The organism is Microbacterium aurugineum (genome assembly GCF_023101205.1).
Lineage (GTDB): Bacteria > Actinomycetota > Actinomycetes > Actinomycetales > Microbacteriaceae > Microbacterium > Microbacterium aurugineum.
In genome coordinates, this window is record NZ_CP078078.1 from 1843624 (window position 1) to 1862295 (window position 18672).

Annotated in this window: 14 protein-coding genes and 2 tRNA genes; 7 read left to right on the plus strand and 9 right to left on the minus strand. The window is 67.0% G+C overall.

Annotated features, from left to right (window positions below; all coding sequences use genetic code 11):
- Positions 1-176 precede the first annotated feature (176 nt).
- From KV397_RS09000 to KV397_RS09020, 5 genes are all read left to right on the plus strand, one after another.
- Positions 177-737 (plus strand): RNA polymerase sigma factor, encoded by a 561-nt coding sequence (locus KV397_RS09000; RefSeq protein WP_261811112.1) that lies wholly within the window; start codon positions 177-179, stop codon positions 735-737.
- Positions 734-1864, plus strand: a complete 1131-nt coding sequence (locus KV397_RS09005; RefSeq protein ID WP_153243984.1) for a DUF4349 domain-containing protein — start codon at positions 734-736, stop codon at positions 1862-1864. Before KV397_RS09000 ends, KV397_RS09005 begins: the two co-directional genes overlap by 4 nt.
- Before the next feature lie 60 nt (positions 1865-1924).
- Positions 1925-2473, plus strand: a complete 549-nt coding sequence (locus KV397_RS09010; protein ID WP_261811113.1) for a winged helix-turn-helix domain-containing protein — start codon at positions 1925-1927, stop codon at positions 2471-2473.
- On the plus strand, positions 2473-3720 hold the full coding sequence (locus KV397_RS09015; RefSeq protein WP_261811114.1) for an MFS transporter: 1248 nt from the start codon (positions 2473-2475) through the stop codon (positions 3718-3720). The genes KV397_RS09010 and KV397_RS09015 overlap by 1 nt, the downstream gene beginning before the upstream one ends.
- Positions 3721-4221: 501 nt before the next feature.
- Positions 4222-5187 carry a hypothetical protein gene (locus KV397_RS09020; RefSeq protein ID WP_261811115.1) on the plus strand — a complete coding sequence of 322 codons (966 nt, stop codon included), beginning with the start codon at positions 4222-4224 and terminating at the stop codon, positions 5185-5187.
- A 682-nt stretch (positions 5188-5869) separates the two neighbouring features.
- On the opposite strand, the gene KV397_RS09025 is transcribed toward KV397_RS09020, so the two are convergent.
- Positions 5870-5942 (minus strand) — tRNA-Glu (locus KV397_RS09025).
- Between the two features lie 150 nt (positions 5943-6092).
- On the opposite strand from KV397_RS09025, the gene KV397_RS09030 reads away from it, so the two are divergent.
- Together KV397_RS09030 and KV397_RS09035 are read left to right on the plus strand one after the other, a co-directional pair.
- Positions 6093-6731 (plus strand): MBL fold metallo-hydrolase, encoded by a 639-nt coding sequence (locus KV397_RS09030; RefSeq protein WP_261811116.1) that lies wholly within the window; start codon positions 6093-6095, stop codon positions 6729-6731.
- Positions 6728-7258, plus strand: a complete 531-nt coding sequence (locus KV397_RS09035; RefSeq protein WP_227991616.1) for a GNAT family N-acetyltransferase — start codon at positions 6728-6730, stop codon at positions 7256-7258. The genes KV397_RS09030 and KV397_RS09035 overlap by 4 nt, the downstream gene beginning before the upstream one ends.
- Here the strand turns inward: KV397_RS09035 and pepN are convergent.
- The 8 genes from pepN to gltX all read right to left on the minus strand — a co-directional run bounded on the left by pepN (position 7255) and on the right by gltX (position 18652).
- Complete coding sequence (gene pepN, locus KV397_RS09040; protein ID WP_261811117.1) at positions 7255-9753, minus strand: aminopeptidase N; 2499 nt, start codon at positions 9751-9753, stop codon at positions 7255-7257. The genes KV397_RS09035 and pepN overlap by 4 nt on opposite strands.
- A 12-nt stretch (positions 9754-9765) precedes the next feature.
- The gene (locus KV397_RS09045) at positions 9766-10764 is read right to left on the minus strand and encodes a DNA topoisomerase IB (RefSeq protein WP_131490909.1); all 999 of its coding nucleotides are present in this window, start codon (positions 10762-10764) and stop codon (positions 9766-9768) included.
- A gap of 90 nt (positions 10765-10854) precedes the next feature.
- On the minus strand, positions 10855-11349 hold the full coding sequence (locus KV397_RS09050; RefSeq protein WP_153243980.1) for a hypothetical protein: 495 nt from the start codon (positions 11347-11349) through the stop codon (positions 10855-10857).
- Between the two features lie 9 nt (positions 11350-11358).
- On the minus strand, positions 11359-14730 hold the full coding sequence (locus tag KV397_RS09055; RefSeq protein WP_261811118.1) for an ATP-binding protein: 3372 nt from the start codon (positions 14728-14730) through the stop codon (positions 11359-11361).
- Complete coding sequence (locus KV397_RS09060) at positions 14727-15389, minus strand: DUF4194 domain-containing protein (RefSeq protein WP_047523930.1); 663 nt, start codon at positions 15387-15389, stop codon at positions 14727-14729. Before KV397_RS09060 ends, KV397_RS09055 begins: the two co-directional genes overlap by 4 nt.
- Complete coding sequence (locus KV397_RS09065) at positions 15382-16845, minus strand: DUF3375 domain-containing protein (protein ID WP_261811119.1); 1464 nt, start codon at positions 16843-16845, stop codon at positions 15382-15384. Before KV397_RS09065 ends, KV397_RS09060 begins: the two co-directional genes overlap by 8 nt.
- A 130-nt stretch (positions 16846-16975) precedes the next feature.
- Positions 16976-17047: transfer RNA gene (locus KV397_RS09070), tRNA-Gln, on the minus strand.
- A 99-nt stretch (positions 17048-17146) separates the two neighbouring features.
- A complete protein-coding gene (gene gltX, locus KV397_RS09075) occupies positions 17147-18652 on the minus strand; it encodes a glutamate--tRNA ligase (protein ID WP_261811120.1) in 1506 nt (501 codons plus the stop codon).
- Positions 18653-18672: the final 20 nt, after the last annotated feature.

Sequence of the window (18672 nt, forward strand, 5' to 3'; positions counted from 1 at the left end):
GGTGCTCGTGATGACGTTACGCGCGGATCCGGGATACTCCCTCTCGCTCGGGCAATGCTACCGGAGTGCTGGGAGCGTGGGGAACCGCCCACGCGGCGGACATCGACGGAACAGGATCTGAGACGATGAGGACTCCGTCGACACTTCCCGGGTGAGAGACACCGAACGGAATCAGGATGCCCGTGCAGACGAGTGATCAGAAATGGGCGGCCCAGGCCGCGGCAGGCGACGAGAGCGCCTTCCGCGAGCTGTACCGCGCGCATGTCCGGCCGGTCTACTGGATCGCCCGAGGGATACTCGCATCGGCCGCCGATGCGGAGGATGTCACGCAGGAGACGTTCGTCGTCGCCTGGCGGAAGCTCCCCGCCCTCGACCTCCAGGGCGAATCGATCCTGCCGTGGTTGGCGACGATCTGCCGGTTCCAGGCCGCGAACCGGCTCCGCCAGCAGCGACGTGATCAGGCGCACACCGCCGAAGCCGTGGATGCGACGCTGTTGCCGGACACGATCAGCGTGGAGGAGCAGGTCATCACGTCTGAGCTCGCCGCACGGATCGCCGCCGAGGTGGGCACCCTGAACGAGCTCGACCGGGAGATCTTCCGACTCTGCGCGTCTGAGGGCTACGCCTACCAGGCGGCCGCCGAAGAGTTGGGCATCACCCACGCCGTCGTCCGAAACCGTCTCTCCCGAGTGCGCACCCGACTGCGCGGTACCGTCCAGGAAGCGAGAGACGCATGAACGATCAGAACCCCCACGGCGAGTTGCCGGTCGTGTCGGACGAGACCATCGCCCGCATCGAGGAGTCGGTGTTCGCCGAGATCGCCGCCGAGCGTGCGCCGGTGAACCTGGCTTCGGCCCGCGCACGCACGCGACGACGGCGCTGGCTGACAGGCGGTGGCATCGCCGCAGCCTTCGTCATCGGCGTGCTCGTGACTCCCCCGATCCTCGGCGCGGTCGGCGGCTCCACTACGGTCACCGCGGGCGGGTGGAGCATGTCCGGGGATGCCGCCACCGACGCTTCCTCCTCCTCGCCCGACCGCATGGCCGAGAGTGTTCCGGAGATGCTCGCCGAAGGGACCACTGATGCGGGCGGTGCCGTCGAAGGTGCCGTCGATGGCGCTGTCGACAGCGATCGGGAGATCATCGCCACCGCACAGGCCACGGTTCAGGTGCCGAGGATTCCCGAAGCCGCGACGACCATCGCCGCACTCGCCGCCGACCACGGCGGATACGTGGAGAGCACGGAGATCGGCAAGGCGGCCGCGATGGACGGCACCTCCGAGCCGGCGCCGACCGACTCCGCGTACGGGTGGATCAGCATCCGCGTGCCGTCCGATGACCTGCCCGAGGTGATCGCCGCGCTCGGCGACGTCGGGGATGTCCTCTCCTCATCGACGTCGAAGCAGGATGTGACCTCGATCTCCATCGATCTGCAGGCGCGGATCGACTCGACCAGAGCATCGGTCGATCGTCTCACCGAGTTGATGTCGCAGTCGGGCAGCGTGTCCGAGTTGATCGAGGCGGAAGTCGCGCTGACCGATCGGCAAGCGCAGCTCGAGTCGTACGAACAGCAGCTCGAGGCACTGCAGGACCAGGTGGCGATGTCATCCCTGCAGGTGCAGCTGACCCGGGAGAACTCTCCCACCACTGCTGACCCCGCCGGATTCAGCGACGGCCTCCTCGCCGGATGGAACGGCCTCGTGGTCTCGCTGAACGCGCTCGTGGTCGCGGTCGGATTCATCCTCCCGTGGCTGGCGATCGCCGGAGTCGTCATCCTGATCGTGTGGCTGGTCCGCCGGTCACGCCGGGCCCGTCGCGCCGCGCACGCGTCAACCGGAGACCGTACGGGCACCGAAGAAGCCTGATTTTCCGGGGTATACAAGAAGGCTTGTGCGTCTGCACGGGCGAGATTAGCGTCTTCTCCCGTGGAAGACATCTCCGTGATCACCGCCGTGCACCATCCGTTGCGCCGCCGCATCTACGACTACCTCCTCCTGTACGGGACGTCTCAGGTGACGACGCTCGCCCGCGCACTCGAGAGCCAGGTCGGCAGCATCAGCCACCACCTGCGCATGCTCGAGCGAGCAGGGGTCGTCGAGCGCGTTCCCGACCCGGACGGTGACAAGCGCACCAGCTGGTGGGCTGTCGCACGGAGAGCGTTGACCTGGTCGACCGACGACTACGCGGACTCCCCCTCCGACGCCCTTCTCGCCCGAGAGGCGCAACGCCAGGGCATCCGGATGCAGATCGAGCGACTCCAGCAGTGGCACAGGCACCGACACGATCCTGCCTACGTCGGGTATGACGGCTCCAACACCGAGACCACGACCTGGGCTTCTCCCGATGAGTTGCGAGATCTTTCCGCTCGACTCCTGGCGACGATCCGCGAGTGGCAGGACGGCATCGATCTCGCGGACGACCAGTCGCGCACGCCCATCTTCGTGTTCGCCCACGCCTTCCCGACGGTGCCGTGATGGCCACCCTCAGCGAGCCGACCGTGCTCCTCACTCCCCCGGAGTTCCGCCGCGATCACCGCGTGCACGCATGGATCGGCGTCAAGGCCCTCTCCGACGCGGGGGATGCACTCTGGACGATCGCACTCGCCTGGACAGCCGTGCAGATCGCGTCGCCGGCCGTCGCCGGCCTGATCGTCGCAGCCGGGACCATCCCCCGGGCGGCGATCCTGCTGTTCGGCGGCGTCATCGCCGACCGTGCCGATGCGCGGCGGATCATGCTCTTCTTCACCATCCTCCGCGTGGGCGTGCTCGTCACCGTGGCCGTGTGGGTCCTCACAACGCCCCCATCCGTGGCGATCCTGCTGTTCGCCGCGATCGCGTTCGGGGTGTGCGACGCGTTCTACGAGCCGTCGGCGGGCACCATCGCGCGGCAATTGGTCAGACCGGAGGATCTGCCGTCGTACGGGGCGGCCGCCCAGACCGCCTCACGTCTGGGCACCATGGGCGGCGCAGCGATCGGCGGGATCATCGTGGCGCATGCAGGACTCGTCGGTAGCGCCTCGCTGAACGCACTGACGTTCGCTCTCGTCGCCGCCTTCATCGCGATCTGGTTGCGACCGCGGTTCCGACTCGCCCGCGCAGACAAGGAGCCGGCGCTGCGCGGCATCGCGCGGGGGTTCGCGCACCTCTCCGCGAACCCCACCACGCGCACGCTCGTGATCGCGCTGTCGGGTCTGAACCTGGCCGTGGGCCCCGCTGTCGGAATCGGCCTCGCGTTGCGCGCACACGCCGAGGGCTGGGGCGCACAGGCGGTCGGCCTCTTCGAGGCCCTCCTTGGTCTGGGCGCGGCGATAGGGGCCGTCTCGGTCGCGAAGTGGCGACCCCGCCACGAAGCGCGTGCGGGGTTCTGGGCTCTCGTCGTCCAAGGCGCAGGGATCGTCGCGCTCGGCTTCGGGCCGGCGTGGACCGTGGCGACGGCCGCCTTCGCGATCGGAGCGACAGCCGGGTACGCCTCGGTCTTGCTGAGCGCGACCTTCTCGGCCACCGTCGACACCGCCTATCTCGGCCGCATGGGGTCACTCACCCGGTTGGGAGACGACTGCCTGATGCCTCTGGCCATGGCGGGATTCGGAGCGCTCGCCTCGCTCTCGAGCCTCTGGGTGCCGTTCACCCTGTTCGGCGGCGCGATGATGGCGCTGATGATCCTGCCCTTGAGCAACAGGACCTTCCGCACGATGTCGCTTCGCTCGGCCCCGGCGGAATAACGGCCCCTGAAAGCAAGAAAGCCTCCGGCGAACCGGAGGCTGGTTCAGCAAACGTCATCGTGACCGACAGGGCAAAGGACCGCGACCATCGCAACTCACGGTTCTCCTGCTTGAGCCGACGGACTCACTCGTCATCACGCCTTTCCATCTTCCCTGCAAACTCACGTCGGACTTCCCTGACCGCTCCGGCACGAAATCCAGCAACCGCACGCGTGTTCTCCCGCAGCCCAGTCAGCGCACGGCCCGACGCGTTGCCACGAGATGATCCGGACCGAGTGGCACCCGGACCGTCTGCAGCACCCGACGGACGATGCCGCCGACCGCCCGAAGTACCTGCGAAGCGGTCGTCCTGCGAACGCCGTCGAACTCCTACTGAGACTGCCAACGTTGCGGTTTGTCCCCCTAATGGCCTACATCAACCGGGCAGGATTCTCAGTATGGTGTGGAAAGACTCCGCCACACCACTGGTAAGAATTCGCATGGCTCGATCTAGGAGAAAGCATGATGACTCGTTTTCGGAAGACGGCGATCGCCGCGTTCGTAGCCGCGGCAGTTTCGGCGACGGCGGCAGCGCCCGCGTCCGCGTCCACCGCCGAACCAAGTGATTCGGCGGAGCTGAATGCGGTATTGGCGGCTGTGCCAGATGAATACGCAGTGGATGCGGCGAACGCCGACTCGCTCGCGGCAGAGATCTTGGGTGGGAGCCCCTTGGAAGTGCTAACGCCGACGGGACAAGAGACCGAAGTGGCAATCTCTGAGGTTTCCGCAGGACTCCCCCAGTCGGTTCTCCCCCTTGATGAAAACCAAGATGCAGTGGCCCGCGACGACGAAACGACAACAGTGGCTCAACAAAAGCTAGACGGATCCGTCCAGATAATCACGACTATCGAATCCTCATCCGCGCCTACAACGTATTCATACGACCTCACACTTCCGGAGAACACGACCTTACGGATGAATGACGATGGTTCTGTCGTCGCGTACGACGACACGGGGGCATTCGTAGCTGGCGTACACAAGCCGTGGGCCATCGATGCGACTGGTGCTGCTGTTCCGACTCATTTCGCGGTCGACGGCAACCGACTCACGCAGTTTGTCGAACACGACGCAGCTCATGCGTATCCGATTGTCACGGATCCCTGGCTCGGGGCGAATCTATACGGCAGTGTTAAAGCCACGAAGACTTCACAGGGGTATGTTCTGACGACGACTCCAACCGCGTGGGGCGCTGCATATTCCGGAGTGGCGAACCTCCCCATGTGGTGGGCGCATGCCGACGAGGTGAAGAACAAAGTTCCCAAAGGGTACGCGTGGTCTTTGAGCCTTCAAGAACAGCTCTACTGCCACATTGCAGGGTGGCCGGTAAGCGCTAATCCCAGTTACGACCTGGAGTCATGGAAGCCACATACGTATTGGGAGGCTCAGATACCTTCGAAGTGCCTAGGCGGATATTCACCGGGGAATTGACTGATGCGTAGGTTCACGACAGTCATCGCGTTGGGAGTGTGGACCGCCGTCGTGGCTGCATGCACGGCCTGTTCGACGGACTCGATCGTTTGGGGTTCTGAAGGTGCCGCCGTCAGAGCTTTGGCCGAGAGCGTCATCGATGACATGCAGACATCGGGCGACTCTCCGCATGTGTGCGAGGACGTCGCGCTCGACCTGAAGTCACCTCGGGCATGGGAGTCGATGGCGCCCGGTGAGCCTGAGAGATACTCAGGTGAAGAATGGGCCGACTACGCTGACCTCTCCCCGACGTGGCTCATCAATCTCTCACCGACCGAGGAGGCATCGGGCATGGCCGAAGTTCCCATCTTTCTGTTCTTGCGCGGGGCAGGCGATGACCTCTGCGTTGCGGCGATCGAATGGGGAGAGCTGAGCACGTCACCCTAGGCGTCTTGTCAACAGCATCGCCGATGCAACTTTGCAGTGGCACTAGCGATGAGCAGCGACTCAAGAACGCCACATGGACTCCCCCTCGAGAAATCGACGGGGAGTCCATCGTCTGGCACGGCCGACATGAACGAGGCATGGGATCGAAGTCACCGGCATCCGAGAGCACTCAGCGCCGGTGGTCGCGACTCCGGCGGAATAACGGCCTCGGAAAGCAAGAAAGCCTCCGGCGAACCGGAGGCTTTCTCGTGTTGTGTGACCCCAGCGGGATTCGAACCCGCGTTACCGCCGTGAGAGGGCAGCGTACTAGGCCGCTATACGATGGGGCCGTCTGGCGAAACGTTTCCGTCGCGCGACAACCGTTCAAGTATGCCACGGCGTTTCTCCGTCCGCAAAATCGAGGCCGCCTCCTCGTGACACCCGGGCGTGGCGCGCAGAATCCGTTTGCCGTGGAGCAGGCGAAGGAGTTGACTCGTCTCATGCGCGTCACCAAGTTCGAACATGCTGCTCTCCGTCTCGATGCGAATGACAGGACCCTCCTGATCGATCCGGGCTCCTTCACGGCACCCGTGAACGATCTCAGCGATCTCATCGGGATCGTGATCACGCACGAGCATCCCGACCACTGGACCCCTGAGCACTTCGACCGTCTGCTGCGCACGGCGCCCGGCACCCCGATCTTCGCGCCTGCCGGCGTCGCGCGCGCGGCAGAGGGCTACGACATCACCGTGGTCTCCCCCGGTGATGCCGTCGAGGTCGGCGGTTTCACTCTGCGTTTCTTCGGCGGCACGCACGAGGTCATCCACTCATCTCTCCCCTCCGTGGAAAACGTCGGCGTCCTCGTCAACGACGAGCTCTACTACCCCGGCGACTCCTACGCTGTCCCCGAAGGCATCTCGGTGGGCACTCTCGCCGCGCCGCTCGGAGCGCCCTGGTTGAGGATCGGCGAAGCGATGGACTACGTGCTCGCCGTCGCGCCACGCCGCGCGTTCGGCACCCACGACATGACGCTGTCGGTCATCGGCAAGAACATGCACCGGCAGCGCCTGCAATGGGCCACCGAGCAGGGCGGCGGCGAGTTCTTCGTGCTGGAGCCCGGCGACACCCTCGACCTGTGACCGGCGCAGCACGCCGCCTCCTCCCCTCGCCGACCGCCCGCCTCCGCTTCCGCGAGATGAGGGAGGACGACCTCGATCAGATCGCCGAGATGCTCGGCGATCCGGAGGTCATGGCCTTCTACCCGGCCGTGAAGACGCGCGCGGAGAGCGCCGAATGGATCGCGCGGATGCAGGAGCGCTACCGGGAACACGGGCACGGGCTCTGGGTGATCGAGACGCACGACGGTGAGTTCATCGGGGACTGCGGTCTGACCTGGCAGTCCGCGAACGACGCTCCGGTGCTGGAGGTCGGCTATCACGTCCGTCGCGCGAGTCAGCGCCGGGGCTACGCGACGGAAGCCGCGAGGGCATGCGTCGAACTCGTCGCCCGCGAACTCGCCCCCACCCTGCTGACGGCGATCATCCACCCCGCCAACACCGCGTCGCGCGGGGTCGCCGAGAACCTCGGCATGACGCACATCGACGACGACCGCGCCCACCCGTGGATCGTACGTACGGTCATGGGCATGCAGGTCGCCCCGGCTTAGCCCTCGGCGGACGCGTCCTGTGCGGCGCGTACCCGGAGGTCGCGTTGCAGGTGATCCCGCTGCTCGACGACCAGGCGACGAAGTGCGGCCGGGGCGGCCTCGTTGTCCGAAAGCCAGGCGTCGACGGGGCCGAGGGTGTCGCCCGCAGGGAAGAACCCGAGGACCAGCCTTCGAGCGATCTCGATGCTGCGTCCGCTCCATGCCGCACCGATACGGCGGAAATACTCCTCATCGAAGCTCGCGATGAGGTCTCGGCGTCCCCCGGCGCGGAAGCCGTCGATCTCGGCATCCAAGTGGTCGTTGCTGAGCGATTCGTCATTCCACGCCGACTCCCACGCGCCGCGTCGCACGGCGGTTTCCGGGCGCGAGGCACGTGCGCGCCGCGCCGCCGTGCGCCCACTCCCCGTGTCGTCGCGTTCCTCCTCGGCCGCGATGTCTGCGAGGTCGGCATGCCCCGTCGCGACGAGTGCCGTGAGGAGCTGCCAGCGCAGGTCAGGATCGACGACGAGACCCTCGGGCACGTCCCCGTCGAGCAGTGCGCGCACCCGTTCGCTGTGCACATCGTCGAACGCGGAGGCCGTCGCCAGAGCCCGCGCCCACGAGAGCTGCGCGTCGCTCCCGACGTCCGCGGCCTGAAGCGCATTCCACACGGAGTCGGTCCAGGTGCGCTGCTCGTCGTCGCGCCGGGCGGGTGCGACGAAGTGCCGGATCGTGTGGACCGCATTGGCGAGGACGCCGGACAGGAGTCCGCTGTTCGACTCCGCCGGAGCATGCGTGCGCACGATCGCGAGGTAGCGCGTCGCGCTGAGCTCGCCGTCGCGGGTGGCGTTCCACAGCGACGACCACACCAGGGCGCGGGCCAGCGGGTCTTCGATCGACGAGAGGGACTCCTCGACGGTGCGCAGGGAGGCCTCGTCCAGTCGCGCCTTCGCATAGGTGAGATCGTCGTCGTTGAGCAGCACCAGATCGGCGTCATCGAGCTCCACCTCGGTCCGTTCACCGAGCAGATCGAGTTCCTGCTGGTCCTTCCGGACGATGCGACCATCTTCGCGCCCGTAGAGCCCGATGCGGAGCCGGTGCGGGCGGGGATCCGTCTGCACGAGGAAACGGCGCTCGTCGTCGTCGCTCTCCAGCCGGATCGTCGACACGCCGGAGGTCTGCAGCCATGACGCTGACCAGTCGCTCATGTCACGTCCGGACACGGCACTGAGTTGCACGAGGAAGTCGTCCAGAGTCGTGTTCCCGAACGCGTTCGCCGCGAAGTAGCGACGGGCGCCCTCGAAGAACGCCTCGTCCCCGACGAACGCGACGAGCTGCTTCAGCACCGCAGCACCCTTGGCATAGGTGATGCCGTCGAAGTTGAGTTTCGCGGCTTCGAGATCGGTGATGTCCGCCACGATCGGGTGCGTCGTCGGCAACTGATCCTGCTGGTAGGCCCAGGCCTTGCGACTCGCGGCGAACTTGACCCACGCGTCGTGGAAACGCGTCGCGACGGCGGACGCGTGTGCGCCCATGTAGTCGGCGAAGGACTCCTTGAGCCACAGATCGTCCCACCAGGTCATGGTCACGAGGTCGCCGAACCACATGTGGGCCATCTCGTGGAGGATCGTGTTGGCACGCGCGGCTCGCTGCGCCTCGGTGGCTGCCCCTCGGGACAGGTATGCCTCGGTGAAGGTCACGAGCCCCGGGTTCTCCATCGCTCCGAGGTTGTACTCGGGGACGAAGATCTGGTCGTACTTGCCCCAGGGATACGGGTAGGCGAACGCATCCGCGAAGAAGTCCAGTCCCTGCCGGGTCACCTCGAGGATCTCCTCGGATTCCAGATACGGGGCCAGGGAGCGGCGGGCGAAGACTCCGAGGGCGACCTGTTCCTCGCCGCGCTTCCACTCGCCGTCCACCCGGGTGTAGGGGCCGGCGGCGACCGAGGTGATGTAGCTCGAGATCGGGAGAGTCGGGGCGAACTCGACGCGCTGCACGCCGACGCCGAGGTCCGTGTGCGTCGGTGACTGGTTCGAGAGCACCTCCCACCCGGACGGCGCGTCGACCACGAAGGTGTAGGACGCCTTCATATCCGGCTGCTCGAAGCACGCCATGACCCGGCGCGAGTCGGCGGGCTCGTATTGCGTGTACAGATACGTCTGGTCGTCGGCGGGATCGTGGAAACGGTGCAGTCCTTCGCCCGAACGGCTGTAGGCGCCGACCGCTTCGACCCGGACGACGTTGGACGGGCCGAGCCCGACGAGGGAGATCCGTGCGCCGTCATAGACGACCTCCTGCTCGACACCGTTCAGGACGACGCGGGTGACGGCCTCACCGATGAAGTCGAGCCAGGTCGCTTCGGTGGACGCGTCGAATTCGAGCGTCGTCACCGTCGGGAACCCGGTGCGAGCCCGCTCGGGGGCGCCGGTCAGGTCGAGCTCGACGCGAATGCGGTGCACGGTGACCGCTGCGGATCGCGCTGCGGTCTCCTCGCGGGTGAGGTTGGCTGTATCCATGTATCCATCCTGTCATCCGGATCGCCGCGTCCTCTTCCGCGACGTCGCCGGTCCGCCCAGCAGTCGGCGGATGGCCGTCTCGGGCGACACGGAGATGTCGAGGGTGCGCCCCCGCGCATACTGCGTGAACACTCTCGGATCGATGTAGCTGCCGCGTGCGACGGCGGTGGTGTTGCCGAGTGCGGTCGCCGCGGCCTGCACTGCGAGCCGCTCGGCCTGCTTGCGCTCGCTGCGACGATCGAGTTCGCCGATCCGGGCCAGGGCGTCGGCGGCGATGATCGTCCCGTGCAGAGTCCGGAAGTCCTTCGCCGAGAAGGAGGAGCCGGTGACCTCGCGCAGATACGCGTTCACTTCGGCCGGGCTGATGCGCACACGGCGGCGGCCGCGCCGATAGGCCAGCAGGAAGGCTCCGGACTTCCCCGCGGCGAAATCGGTCAGGGCGTCCGCGAGCGCCTCATCGGTGATCTCTATCGATGCCGTGCGCCCGCTCTTGGCGGGGAACGACAACGCCACCTCGCTCCCGGCCACGCGCACGTCACGACGTCGCAGGGTCGTGAGACCACGGCTGCCGTGACGCACCAGGTACCGCTCCGAGCCGATCCGGAGTGCCGCATCGTCGAGCAGGCGGAAGGCGATCGCCAGCGCGCGCTCCTTCGTCTGTCCATCCTCGCGGAGAGCCCGTGTCACGCGTGCTCTGGCACCGGGAAGCGCAGCGGCGAGTTCGAGAGCGCGGACGAACTTCTTGCGGTCGCGGCTGACGCGCCACAGCGGGTGGTAGAGGTACTGTTTGCGGCCCGCCTCGTCGACCCCGACCGCTTGGATGTGCGCCAACGGATCCGCAGCGATCCAGACGTCGCGCCAGGCCGGCGGAATCACCAGATCGTCGATGCGTTGCCGATCAGCTTCCGGGGCGGTCTCTCCCCCGGGACCCGCATACCGGAACCCCGATCCGGATCGCCGCCTGCGGAACCCGGGGTCCTCCCCCGGAACCACCCGGTTCAGTCTCGCCATCCGCTCTCCCTCCTCGACCCTCTCGCCTCAGACGAGGATGCCGCCTCGTCACGGCCGGCGATAGGGAGTGGCGTCGCGGCCCCGTGCGTGCTAATCGTCGTCGGAGGGAGGTGCGGCGAACGCACGACGCATGTGGTCGCTCGTCAGGAAGTCGGCGATACCGATCATGATGAGGCTGAAGATGATCTGCTCGGAGACCATCCACAGCGGATACAGGCCGGGGATGGCGGCCATCACGAGCGTGATGATCGGGAAGATCTGCGCGAACAGGCGCAGGCGCTGATACGCCCAGCGCCACCCTCGCCGGGCTCGCCACGCGAAGTAGAACAGCGTGACGGTCATCGCGAGGACCACGAGCGTCCGCATCCACACCGCGAATGAAACGGGCTCTCCGTCGACCGCGAGCACCAGCGCCACCACGACCGCCCCGACACCGATCACGAGCTCGACGACGAGAAGCCAGAGGATCCACGCGAAGGCGCGCACCGTCCGGGGATGGGTGCGGTCGGCCTCGCTGATGGCGACGCCGGCGTGGCGGCCGCCCGCGATCCGATCGAGACGGAGGAAGAGGGGTTCCAAAGCCATGTCTGGAGCCTAGGCGTTCCGATTCTCGGTGTCCTCCGGCAGGCCCACCTTCGCCTTCGCCCACGACCGCCCGTGCGTGTCCTTGAGGATGTCGTACTCGACATCGACGTGAGGCTCGATCGCGCTGTACTTGTCGTTCGGGGCGCCGATCACCAGCTGGAAGCCGAGACCTCTCCACGCACCGATCGCGCGCTTCGTGAAATGCGCATCGGCCTTGATCAGAGCCTCGTCCATGAAGACCGGGGCGTAGCGCGGTCGAGCCGCGCCCGCGTCTCCGAGCTGGTACCGAAGAGCGGCGCCGACGATGAACGCGACGAGCTCCTGCGACTCCCCTCCGGACTTCTCGCCGATGTGGTCGTAGAGCGCGACATGCGAACGCGTGGCGGCGTCCACTCTCTCCGCACTCACCCGCACATGGTTCCTCACGTCGATCAGCTCCGCGAAATCGGGGGCCGTGCGACGCATGCGTGCGATCAGCCGGCTCATCTTGCGGTAGACGGTCTCACGCTCCGCATCCGTCGACGCCGCATCGATGAGTCCGCGGACCTCACGGAGCTCCCTGCGGAACCGCTTGCGCGCCTCCGTCTGGTTCTCCCGCGGGGTGATCTGCAGCCGATGGTCATCGTCGTAGAACGGGAGCTCCTCCATGATCCTGTTGATGGGATCGATCCGATCCTTGATCTCTCGGAGGGAGCGGCTGAGCGTCGAGTCGAGGCTCGTCAGATCGTTTCCGGACAGCTTGAGGAGACTGTCGCGCCACTCGGTTTCGAGCTCATGCAGCCCGTTGGTCTGGAGCGCTTCGAGGATGCTCTCGAACTCGCCGACCGAGGCATCCGGATCGGGGAGGATCGTCAGACTGTCCCAGCGTTCGAGGAACCCGGTCATGAGTCGACGCATGCTCTCCCGCTGCTGCTCGTGAGCGTCGGCGGCTTCGCGGCGCTCCTCGAGGAGGCGCTGCGCGGCGGTCCGGAGCGCTGTGTCGAGATGCGACAGTCTCTGAGCCGCCGTCGGTGTGTCCCCGGTCTCCGCATGCAGGAATCGCCCGTCGAGGAAGGCCGCGTGCCCCTCCTCCAAGACGGTCCCCGACGACGCTGCCGCATCGATCACGGTCTGGCAGGTGTCGACGTCATCGGTCACCTGCCCCCACCGCTCCTGCGTCTGGGCGAGCTCATTGCCCAGACGCGCCTCGTCGTCGCGGAGGCGACCCGCACGGGCCCTCAACTCCTCGGCCTGGCTCTTCAGCTGCGCGATCTCGGGGCTGGCCGTCGTCACCTCGGCTTCGACCGCGAGCCAGCGCTCCTTCTCCGCTTCCACGGCGGCGACATCGATCTGCTCCCAGGTGAGGTCCTCGATCTTCGCGAGCGCGGTGGACGTCGTCTCGATCCGGTCGAGCGCGGCCTCGGCCTCCTGCGCCGCCGCGGCGGCGTCCTCGTATCGCTCGGCAAGTCGGTGGAGTTGCTCGTCGAGTTCCCGCAACCGGCGTTCGTTGGTGAAGCCGAGCACATTGGCACGGCCCTGACCGCCGTGACCGCCGCGGCTTCCCTGAGATACCTGACCGCTGATCGTGAGCGCCTTCTGGTGTTCGCTCAGCTGCGAGGGGGAATCCACGCAGACGTACCCGTAACGCTCCTGCAGTCTCTGCTGCAACCAGCCGGTGAAGGGCGATGGCAGGTAGTCGAGCCGGGCGGGAAGCGACTTCGGATCGGCAGGGCGCATCTCGGGCAGTCCGACGTGCACGCCTTCGTAGTTCAGGCGCTCGGGAGTGCGGACCGCGTTGATGGCGGAGCGGAACGTCGCCAAGTGCTCGGCATCGATCAGCAGCGTCCGGGCGAAACCGCCGAGAGCGAGGTTGAAAGCCTCACGCCAGGGCTCGAACTCGGTCCGCAGCTCGATGAGCTCCGCTACGAAGGGGAGCTCCGACGGGGAGAGACCCACCGCCTCGGCGAGCAGCGCCCGCGACTCGTCGAGACGCGCCGGGATGCTGCCCCGCACACGGCTCGTCCGCTCGCGTTCCTCCCGAACACCGCGCATCTCCGTCTCCGCGGCTCTCCGAGTCGTCTCCGCGTCGGCGAACGCAGCCCGTGCCCCGCGGCTGTCGGACTTCGCCGACGCACCGCGAGCCTGGGAGACGAACGCGTCGAACTGCGCCGCGGTTTCGACCTCTGCGCCGAACTCGCGGACGATGGCGTCGAACTTCGCCCGTTCCCGACGGACGTCCTCGAGCCGGCGTTCCGCGACGCGGAGCTCGCGCTGCGCGGTCTCGAGGCGATCGCCGCCGGACTGACGGAGGACATCGAGGAGTCCTTCGCGCTCGAGGTCGGCCGCGTCGACGAGCGCACGCTTCTCGCGGACGGCGAGGCTCAGGGCACGCGCACGGTCGCCCAGTTCGACCTCCACCTCGCGGAGCAGATCCAGACGTCGCTGCGCATTCCACAGAGCGGCGAGCGAGGACGGATCCGTGAAGACCCCGACCTCGTCGATCACCCTGACGCGCTCGGCAGCCGCGGCGATCCGCTCCTTGATCGCCCGGATCGGTTCGAGAGCGCTCACCTGCTGCTTGGCGGTCAGCATCCGGGTGCGCGTGCTCTCGAGCTCGTCGAAGTGCGCGACGACGGCGTCTGCGGTGGCCATGGTCTCGGGCTCTTCCAGGACGAGCTTCTTGTAGAGATCGTCGACCGTCGTGATCTGCTGTCCTGCCTGGATGCGCGCCAGCAGGCTGATGGCCTTCGAGCCGGAGCCCGCGGCACCGATCCCGAGCACGGCCTGCAGCCGCGCCGAGAACTCACGGTCGGTGGCGAGCGTCTCCAGCCCGGTCCCACGCACCGCCGAATCGGACAGGCGCTGCGCGGCCGCCTGCTCCAGCAGTCCCAGGTCGAAGGCGCCGCCGACCGTCGCCCGCACCCGGGTCGTGTCTTCCAGCGTGCGCGCGTCCGCCGGGATGTACCACGCACGCACCGCGGTGAACCGTGATCCGTCGTGATCCAGCCACGTCGTGGCGATCGCGCTCCAGGTGTCCTCACCGTCACCACGCAGCACGCGCAGTTTGGTGCCGTCCTCGGTTCGGGACTCGTCGATCTTCCCCCGCCCGTAGGAGAGGATGTTCCGCTGCTCCTCGCCCCGGGGGCGCCCGGTCACGCCACCGTTGGACGCGCCGTTGAACGGTGTCGTATGCGGCATCATGAGCGCGATGTACGCGTCCATCAGCGTGGACTTCCCCGACCCCGAACCGCCGCAGAGCAGGGTCGCATCCGGGGAGAAACGCACGCGGTGAGGGCCGCCGTCATAGCCGCCCCAGTTGATCAGCTGCAGCTCCTCCGCCACCCACTGCTGCCCTCGGGACCCCGAGGGGATGAGTCCGAACAGCGTGTCGACCATCGTCATCGTTGCACCACTTCCTGCGACCGCAGCCAATCCCGGAGCTCCTTGAGCGTCTCCGCGCTCAGCACCACTTCGACGAGCGCCGTGATCCGATAGCGACCACTCGTCTCCTCCTGGATGATCCCCTCACGGTCGAGACGGTCCATCGCGTTGCGAATCGCCTTCTGCTGTCGGGCGGTCCCTCCGTCGACATCCGTGAAGTAGCTCAGCACCGTCTGCTCGAGATCTTCGATGTCGATGCGGACGGAGGCCTCACCGGCAGCGGACTCCCGCTGATAGACGGTGCGCAGGTGCACGAGCACCAGGGTCTCCGCACGTGTGTACGGCGCATCCTTGAGGAGAACGGGCATGTCGATCTCGTCGGAGCGGAGCTGCTGCTTGTACGCGAATCCCCGGCCGTGGTCGATGACCAGGCGCAGGTACAGGTCGTTCAAGCGCGACTCGATCACCTGCTGATGGTCCAGCAGCAGGGTCCACTCCCGACGGTTGCGCTCCGCAGCGATGAACCGGCGCTGCAGGATGTGCACCAGCACACGTCGGATCTCCGGATCGAGCGTTCCCCGATCACCGGCGAAGTGCTCCTCGATGTCGTCTTCCATCGGAACCGGCGCGATGAACGGCTCATCGAGCGGCGCCTCGGTCGCGAGGCTCTGTTCAGGCATGTGCATCTTCCTTCGGGTTGCGCGCCGTGACGGCACCGAACGCGAAACGTCGTGTCGAGCCGTCCGGACGCAGGGCTTCGACCACCGACACCTCGTCGCTCTCGGTCATGCCGTTGCGGTGTGCGATCTCGAGCAGACCGAGAAGGTCGACGGGGCGGCGCGTGTCGTCCGCGGCTGTCGTGAACGCGGCGGCGAGGTCGAACTCCTCGCCGAGGGCGGAGACGTGTTCTTCGAGTTCGGTGTATCTCGGGCCTCCCCAGGCGCGACTGTCGACGTCGAGGAACTCGACGTCGTCGGCGTCCGTGAGGGGAGCGGGGGCGGCGGGAGGGCGAATGCTGCTCACCGTTTGCCGGAGGTGTCCGAGGTCGACGAGCGGGAGGCTGCGCACCGGCGCTGCGCTCGCGCCCGTGCCGTCCCAGACATGGAGGGCGGCGATCACATCGCGGAGCAGGTCGTCGATCTGACGGTCCCGCAGCGGATCGTGCGTCTTCACCTGCCCGGTAATGACGTGCGATGCGCGGCGCTGCGCGGCCAAGACCTCCTCGACGCCGAGTTCGACCCGGCGTCCGATGGCATCGAGATCGGCGCGCTGGTTGCTGTCGAGCTTGCGTGCGAACGGCTGCCGGAGCAGGCCGTGGAGTTGCTCGGACAGCGCGTCGATGCGCTCCGGGTCACCGATCAACCGCAGCGCCCCGGCGAACGCGCGCCCTTCGGGGGTGGAGTTCATGACGTCCTGCGCGCGCTGCAGATACTCACGGAGGACCTCGCCCGTCGGACGCTCGTCGCGACGCAGATGGGCGACGACATCGCGCTGCATGAGCTTCAGGGATTCGGCGACGCGCGTGAAGTCCGCCGGGAGCTCGCGAGCCAGATGCAGCACGTTCTCCGCCTCTTCGAAGAGCTCCTCATCATCGAGGGGATCCGCCTTGCCGGATTCCTCGATCCGGGCGATCTCCGCGTCGAGTGCCGTCCGCTCCTCGCGAAGGCGCGTGAGTCGTCGCTCCGGATCGGCCTCCGCACTGTCCGCCAAGTGCTCCACGGCCTCGAGGAGCGTGCGCACGCGGGAGTTCGAGACGCGTGTGCGTCCACCGCCCGTCCGGCCCGCGATCTCCAGCGCCTCCACCGCTTGCGCGGAGAGCCGATACACCTCGACGTCGTCATCGATCTGCTGGACCAGCCAGCCCAGGCGCACCCAGTTCCTCGAGACATCGCGTCCGGTCCCCGCCGGTGTCCGTCGCTCATCGTCATCGTCGTCCGCGCCCCTCAGCTCCTCGAGGATCTCGGAGAGCTCGGCATGGGCATCCGCGATCGGGATCGACGGCCGGTCAGCCGTGAACAGCAGAGAAAGCGAGGCGACGACGAAGGGAGCGTACCGACCGTGGAGCAGATCGAGGGTCGGAGTGCGGAAGGCGGTGACAGCGCGGGAGTATGCCGATTCCGCTCGTGTTCCTGTCACACATTCACATTAGTCGCGACGTCGGTCTTCCTCGGACGCGACGCGGGAGGATGCCGCGCGACGACCGGCCAGCTGAGCACAACCGCCCGAACACGAAGAAACCCCCGTCTGAGCGGGGGTTTTGATCTTGCTGGGGTACCTGGACTCGAACCAAGAATAACGGAACCAGAAACCGTCGTGTTGCCAATTACACCATACCCCAAGGGCGAAACCAGGGCCTCGCACCGAGAATCAAGCCTACCCGAGCGGCGGCGGAACACCAAAACCGGTGCCCTATGCCGCCGCCCGGGCGCGTCGCGGTTCAGCTCGCGAGGAACGTGGAGAGCGACCGCAGGCGACGCAAGGACTCCTCTTTGCCCAGCAGCTCCATCGACTCGAACAGCGGTGGCGAGACCCGGCGGCCGGTGATGGCCACCCGCGGCGGGCCGTAGGCGATGCGCGGCTTGAGCTCGAGCTTCTCGACGAGCTCGGCGGCGAGGGCCTCCTGGATCTTCTCCGGCGTGAAATCCGTCACCGGTTCGAGCGCGGTGACGCAGGCGTCGAGAACCTCGGCCGCATTCGCCGGAAGGCCCTTGAGCGCGTCCTCGGCATACGAGACCTCATCCGTGAAGAGGAAGCCGACCATCCCCGGCACCTCACCCAGCAGCTGCACACGTTCCTGCACGAGGGGCGCGACGCGGAACGCCATCACCAGTTGCTCATGCGTGGGCTCATCGAACAGACCCGCGGCGGCGAGGTACGGCACGGTCCGCTCGGCGAAGTCCTTCTCCCCCAGCATCCGGATGTGATCGCCGTTGATCGACTCGGCTTTCTTCTGATCGAAGCGCGCCGGGTTGGGGTTCACGTCGGTGATGTCGAACGCGGCGGTGAACTCATCGAGCGAGAAGACGTCGCGGTCGGGACCGATCGACCAGCCGAGCAGAGCCAGATAGTTGAGCAGCCCCTCGGGGATGAACCCGCGCTCCCGGTGCAGGAACAGGTCCGCCTGCGGGTCGCGCTTGGAGAGCTTCTTGTTGCCGGTCTCCCCCAGCACCAGCGGCATGTGGGCGAAGCGCGGCACGAAGGTCGTCACACCTGCATCGATCAGTGCCGCGTACAGCGAGAGCTGGCGCGCGGTCGAGGGCATGAGGTCTTCGCCACGCAGCACGTGGGTGATGCCCATCAGCGCATCGTCGACCGGGTTCACGAACGTGTACAGCGGCACGCCGTTCGGACGCACCACCACGAAGTCGGGGAACGAACCGGCGGGGAAGGTGACCTCACCGCGGATCAGGTCGACGTACGTGAGGTCCTCATCCGGAACACGCAGGCGGAGAGCGGGCTGACGGCCCTCGGCACGGAACGCCTCCTTCTGCGCATCGGTGAGGTCGCGGTCGAAGTTGTCGTAGCCGAGCTGCTTGGCGCGACCGGCGGCCTCGTTGCGCGCATCGATCTCCTCCGCCGTGGAGTAGCTCTCGTAGAGGGCTCCGGTGGCGATGAGCTTGTCGATCACCTCACGATAGATGTCGTGACGCTCCGACTGCCGGTAGGGCGCATGCGGACCGCCGACCTCGACGCCCTCATCCCAGTCGATCTTGAGCCAGGTCAGCGCGTCCACCAGCTGGCGGAAGCTCTCCTCGCTGTCACGCGCGGCGTCAGTGTCCTCGATGCGGAACACCATCTTCCCGCCGTTGTGACGGGCATAGGCCCAGTTGTAGAGAGCCGTGCGGACCATGCCGACATGCGGCAGACCGGTCGGCGAGGGGCAGAAGCGGACGCGGACGTCGGCACCACTGACAGTCGTGGTGAGAGGATGAGGGGTAGCCATAGCCCTTCGATTCTACGGGG

What these genes read in the sequence shown, in the direction of transcription:
- KV397_RS09000 (WP_261811112.1), top strand. Translation starts at nt 177, where the DNA reads ATGCCCGTGCAGACGAGTGATCAGAAATGGGCGGCCCAGGCCGCGGCA.
- KV397_RS09005 (WP_153243984.1), top strand. Translation starts at nt 734, where the DNA reads ATGAACGATCAGAACCCCCACGGCGAGTTGCCGGTCGTGTCGGACGAG.
- KV397_RS09015 (WP_261811114.1), top strand. Translation starts at nt 2,473, where the DNA reads ATGGCCACCCTCAGCGAGCCGACCGTGCTCCTCACTCCCCCGGAGTTC.
- KV397_RS09020 (WP_261811115.1), top strand. Translation starts at nt 4,222, where the DNA reads ATGATGACTCGTTTTCGGAAGACGGCGATCGCCGCGTTCGTAGCCGCG.
- KV397_RS09030 (WP_261811116.1), top strand. Translation starts at nt 6,093, where the DNA reads ATGCGCGTCACCAAGTTCGAACATGCTGCTCTCCGTCTCGATGCGAAT.
- pepN (WP_261811117.1), bottom strand. Translation starts at nt 9,753, where the DNA reads ATGGATACAGCCAACCTCACCCGCGAGGAGACCGCAGCGCGATCCGCA.
- KV397_RS09045 (WP_131490909.1), bottom strand. Translation starts at nt 10,764, where the DNA reads ATGGCGAGACTGAACCGGGTGGTTCCGGGGGAGGACCCCGGGTTCCGC.
- KV397_RS09050 (WP_153243980.1), bottom strand. Translation starts at nt 11,349, where the DNA reads ATGGCTTTGGAACCCCTCTTCCTCCGTCTCGATCGGATCGCGGGCGGC.
- KV397_RS09055 (WP_261811118.1), bottom strand. Translation starts at nt 14,730, where the DNA reads ATGACGATGGTCGACACGCTGTTCGGACTCATCCCCTCGGGGTCCCGA.
- KV397_RS09060 (WP_047523930.1), bottom strand. Translation starts at nt 15,389, where the DNA reads ATGCCTGAACAGAGCCTCGCGACCGAGGCGCCGCTCGATGAGCCGTTC.
- gltX (WP_261811120.1), bottom strand. Translation starts at nt 18,652, where the DNA reads ATGGCTACCCCTCATCCTCTCACCACGACTGTCAGTGGTGCCGACGTC.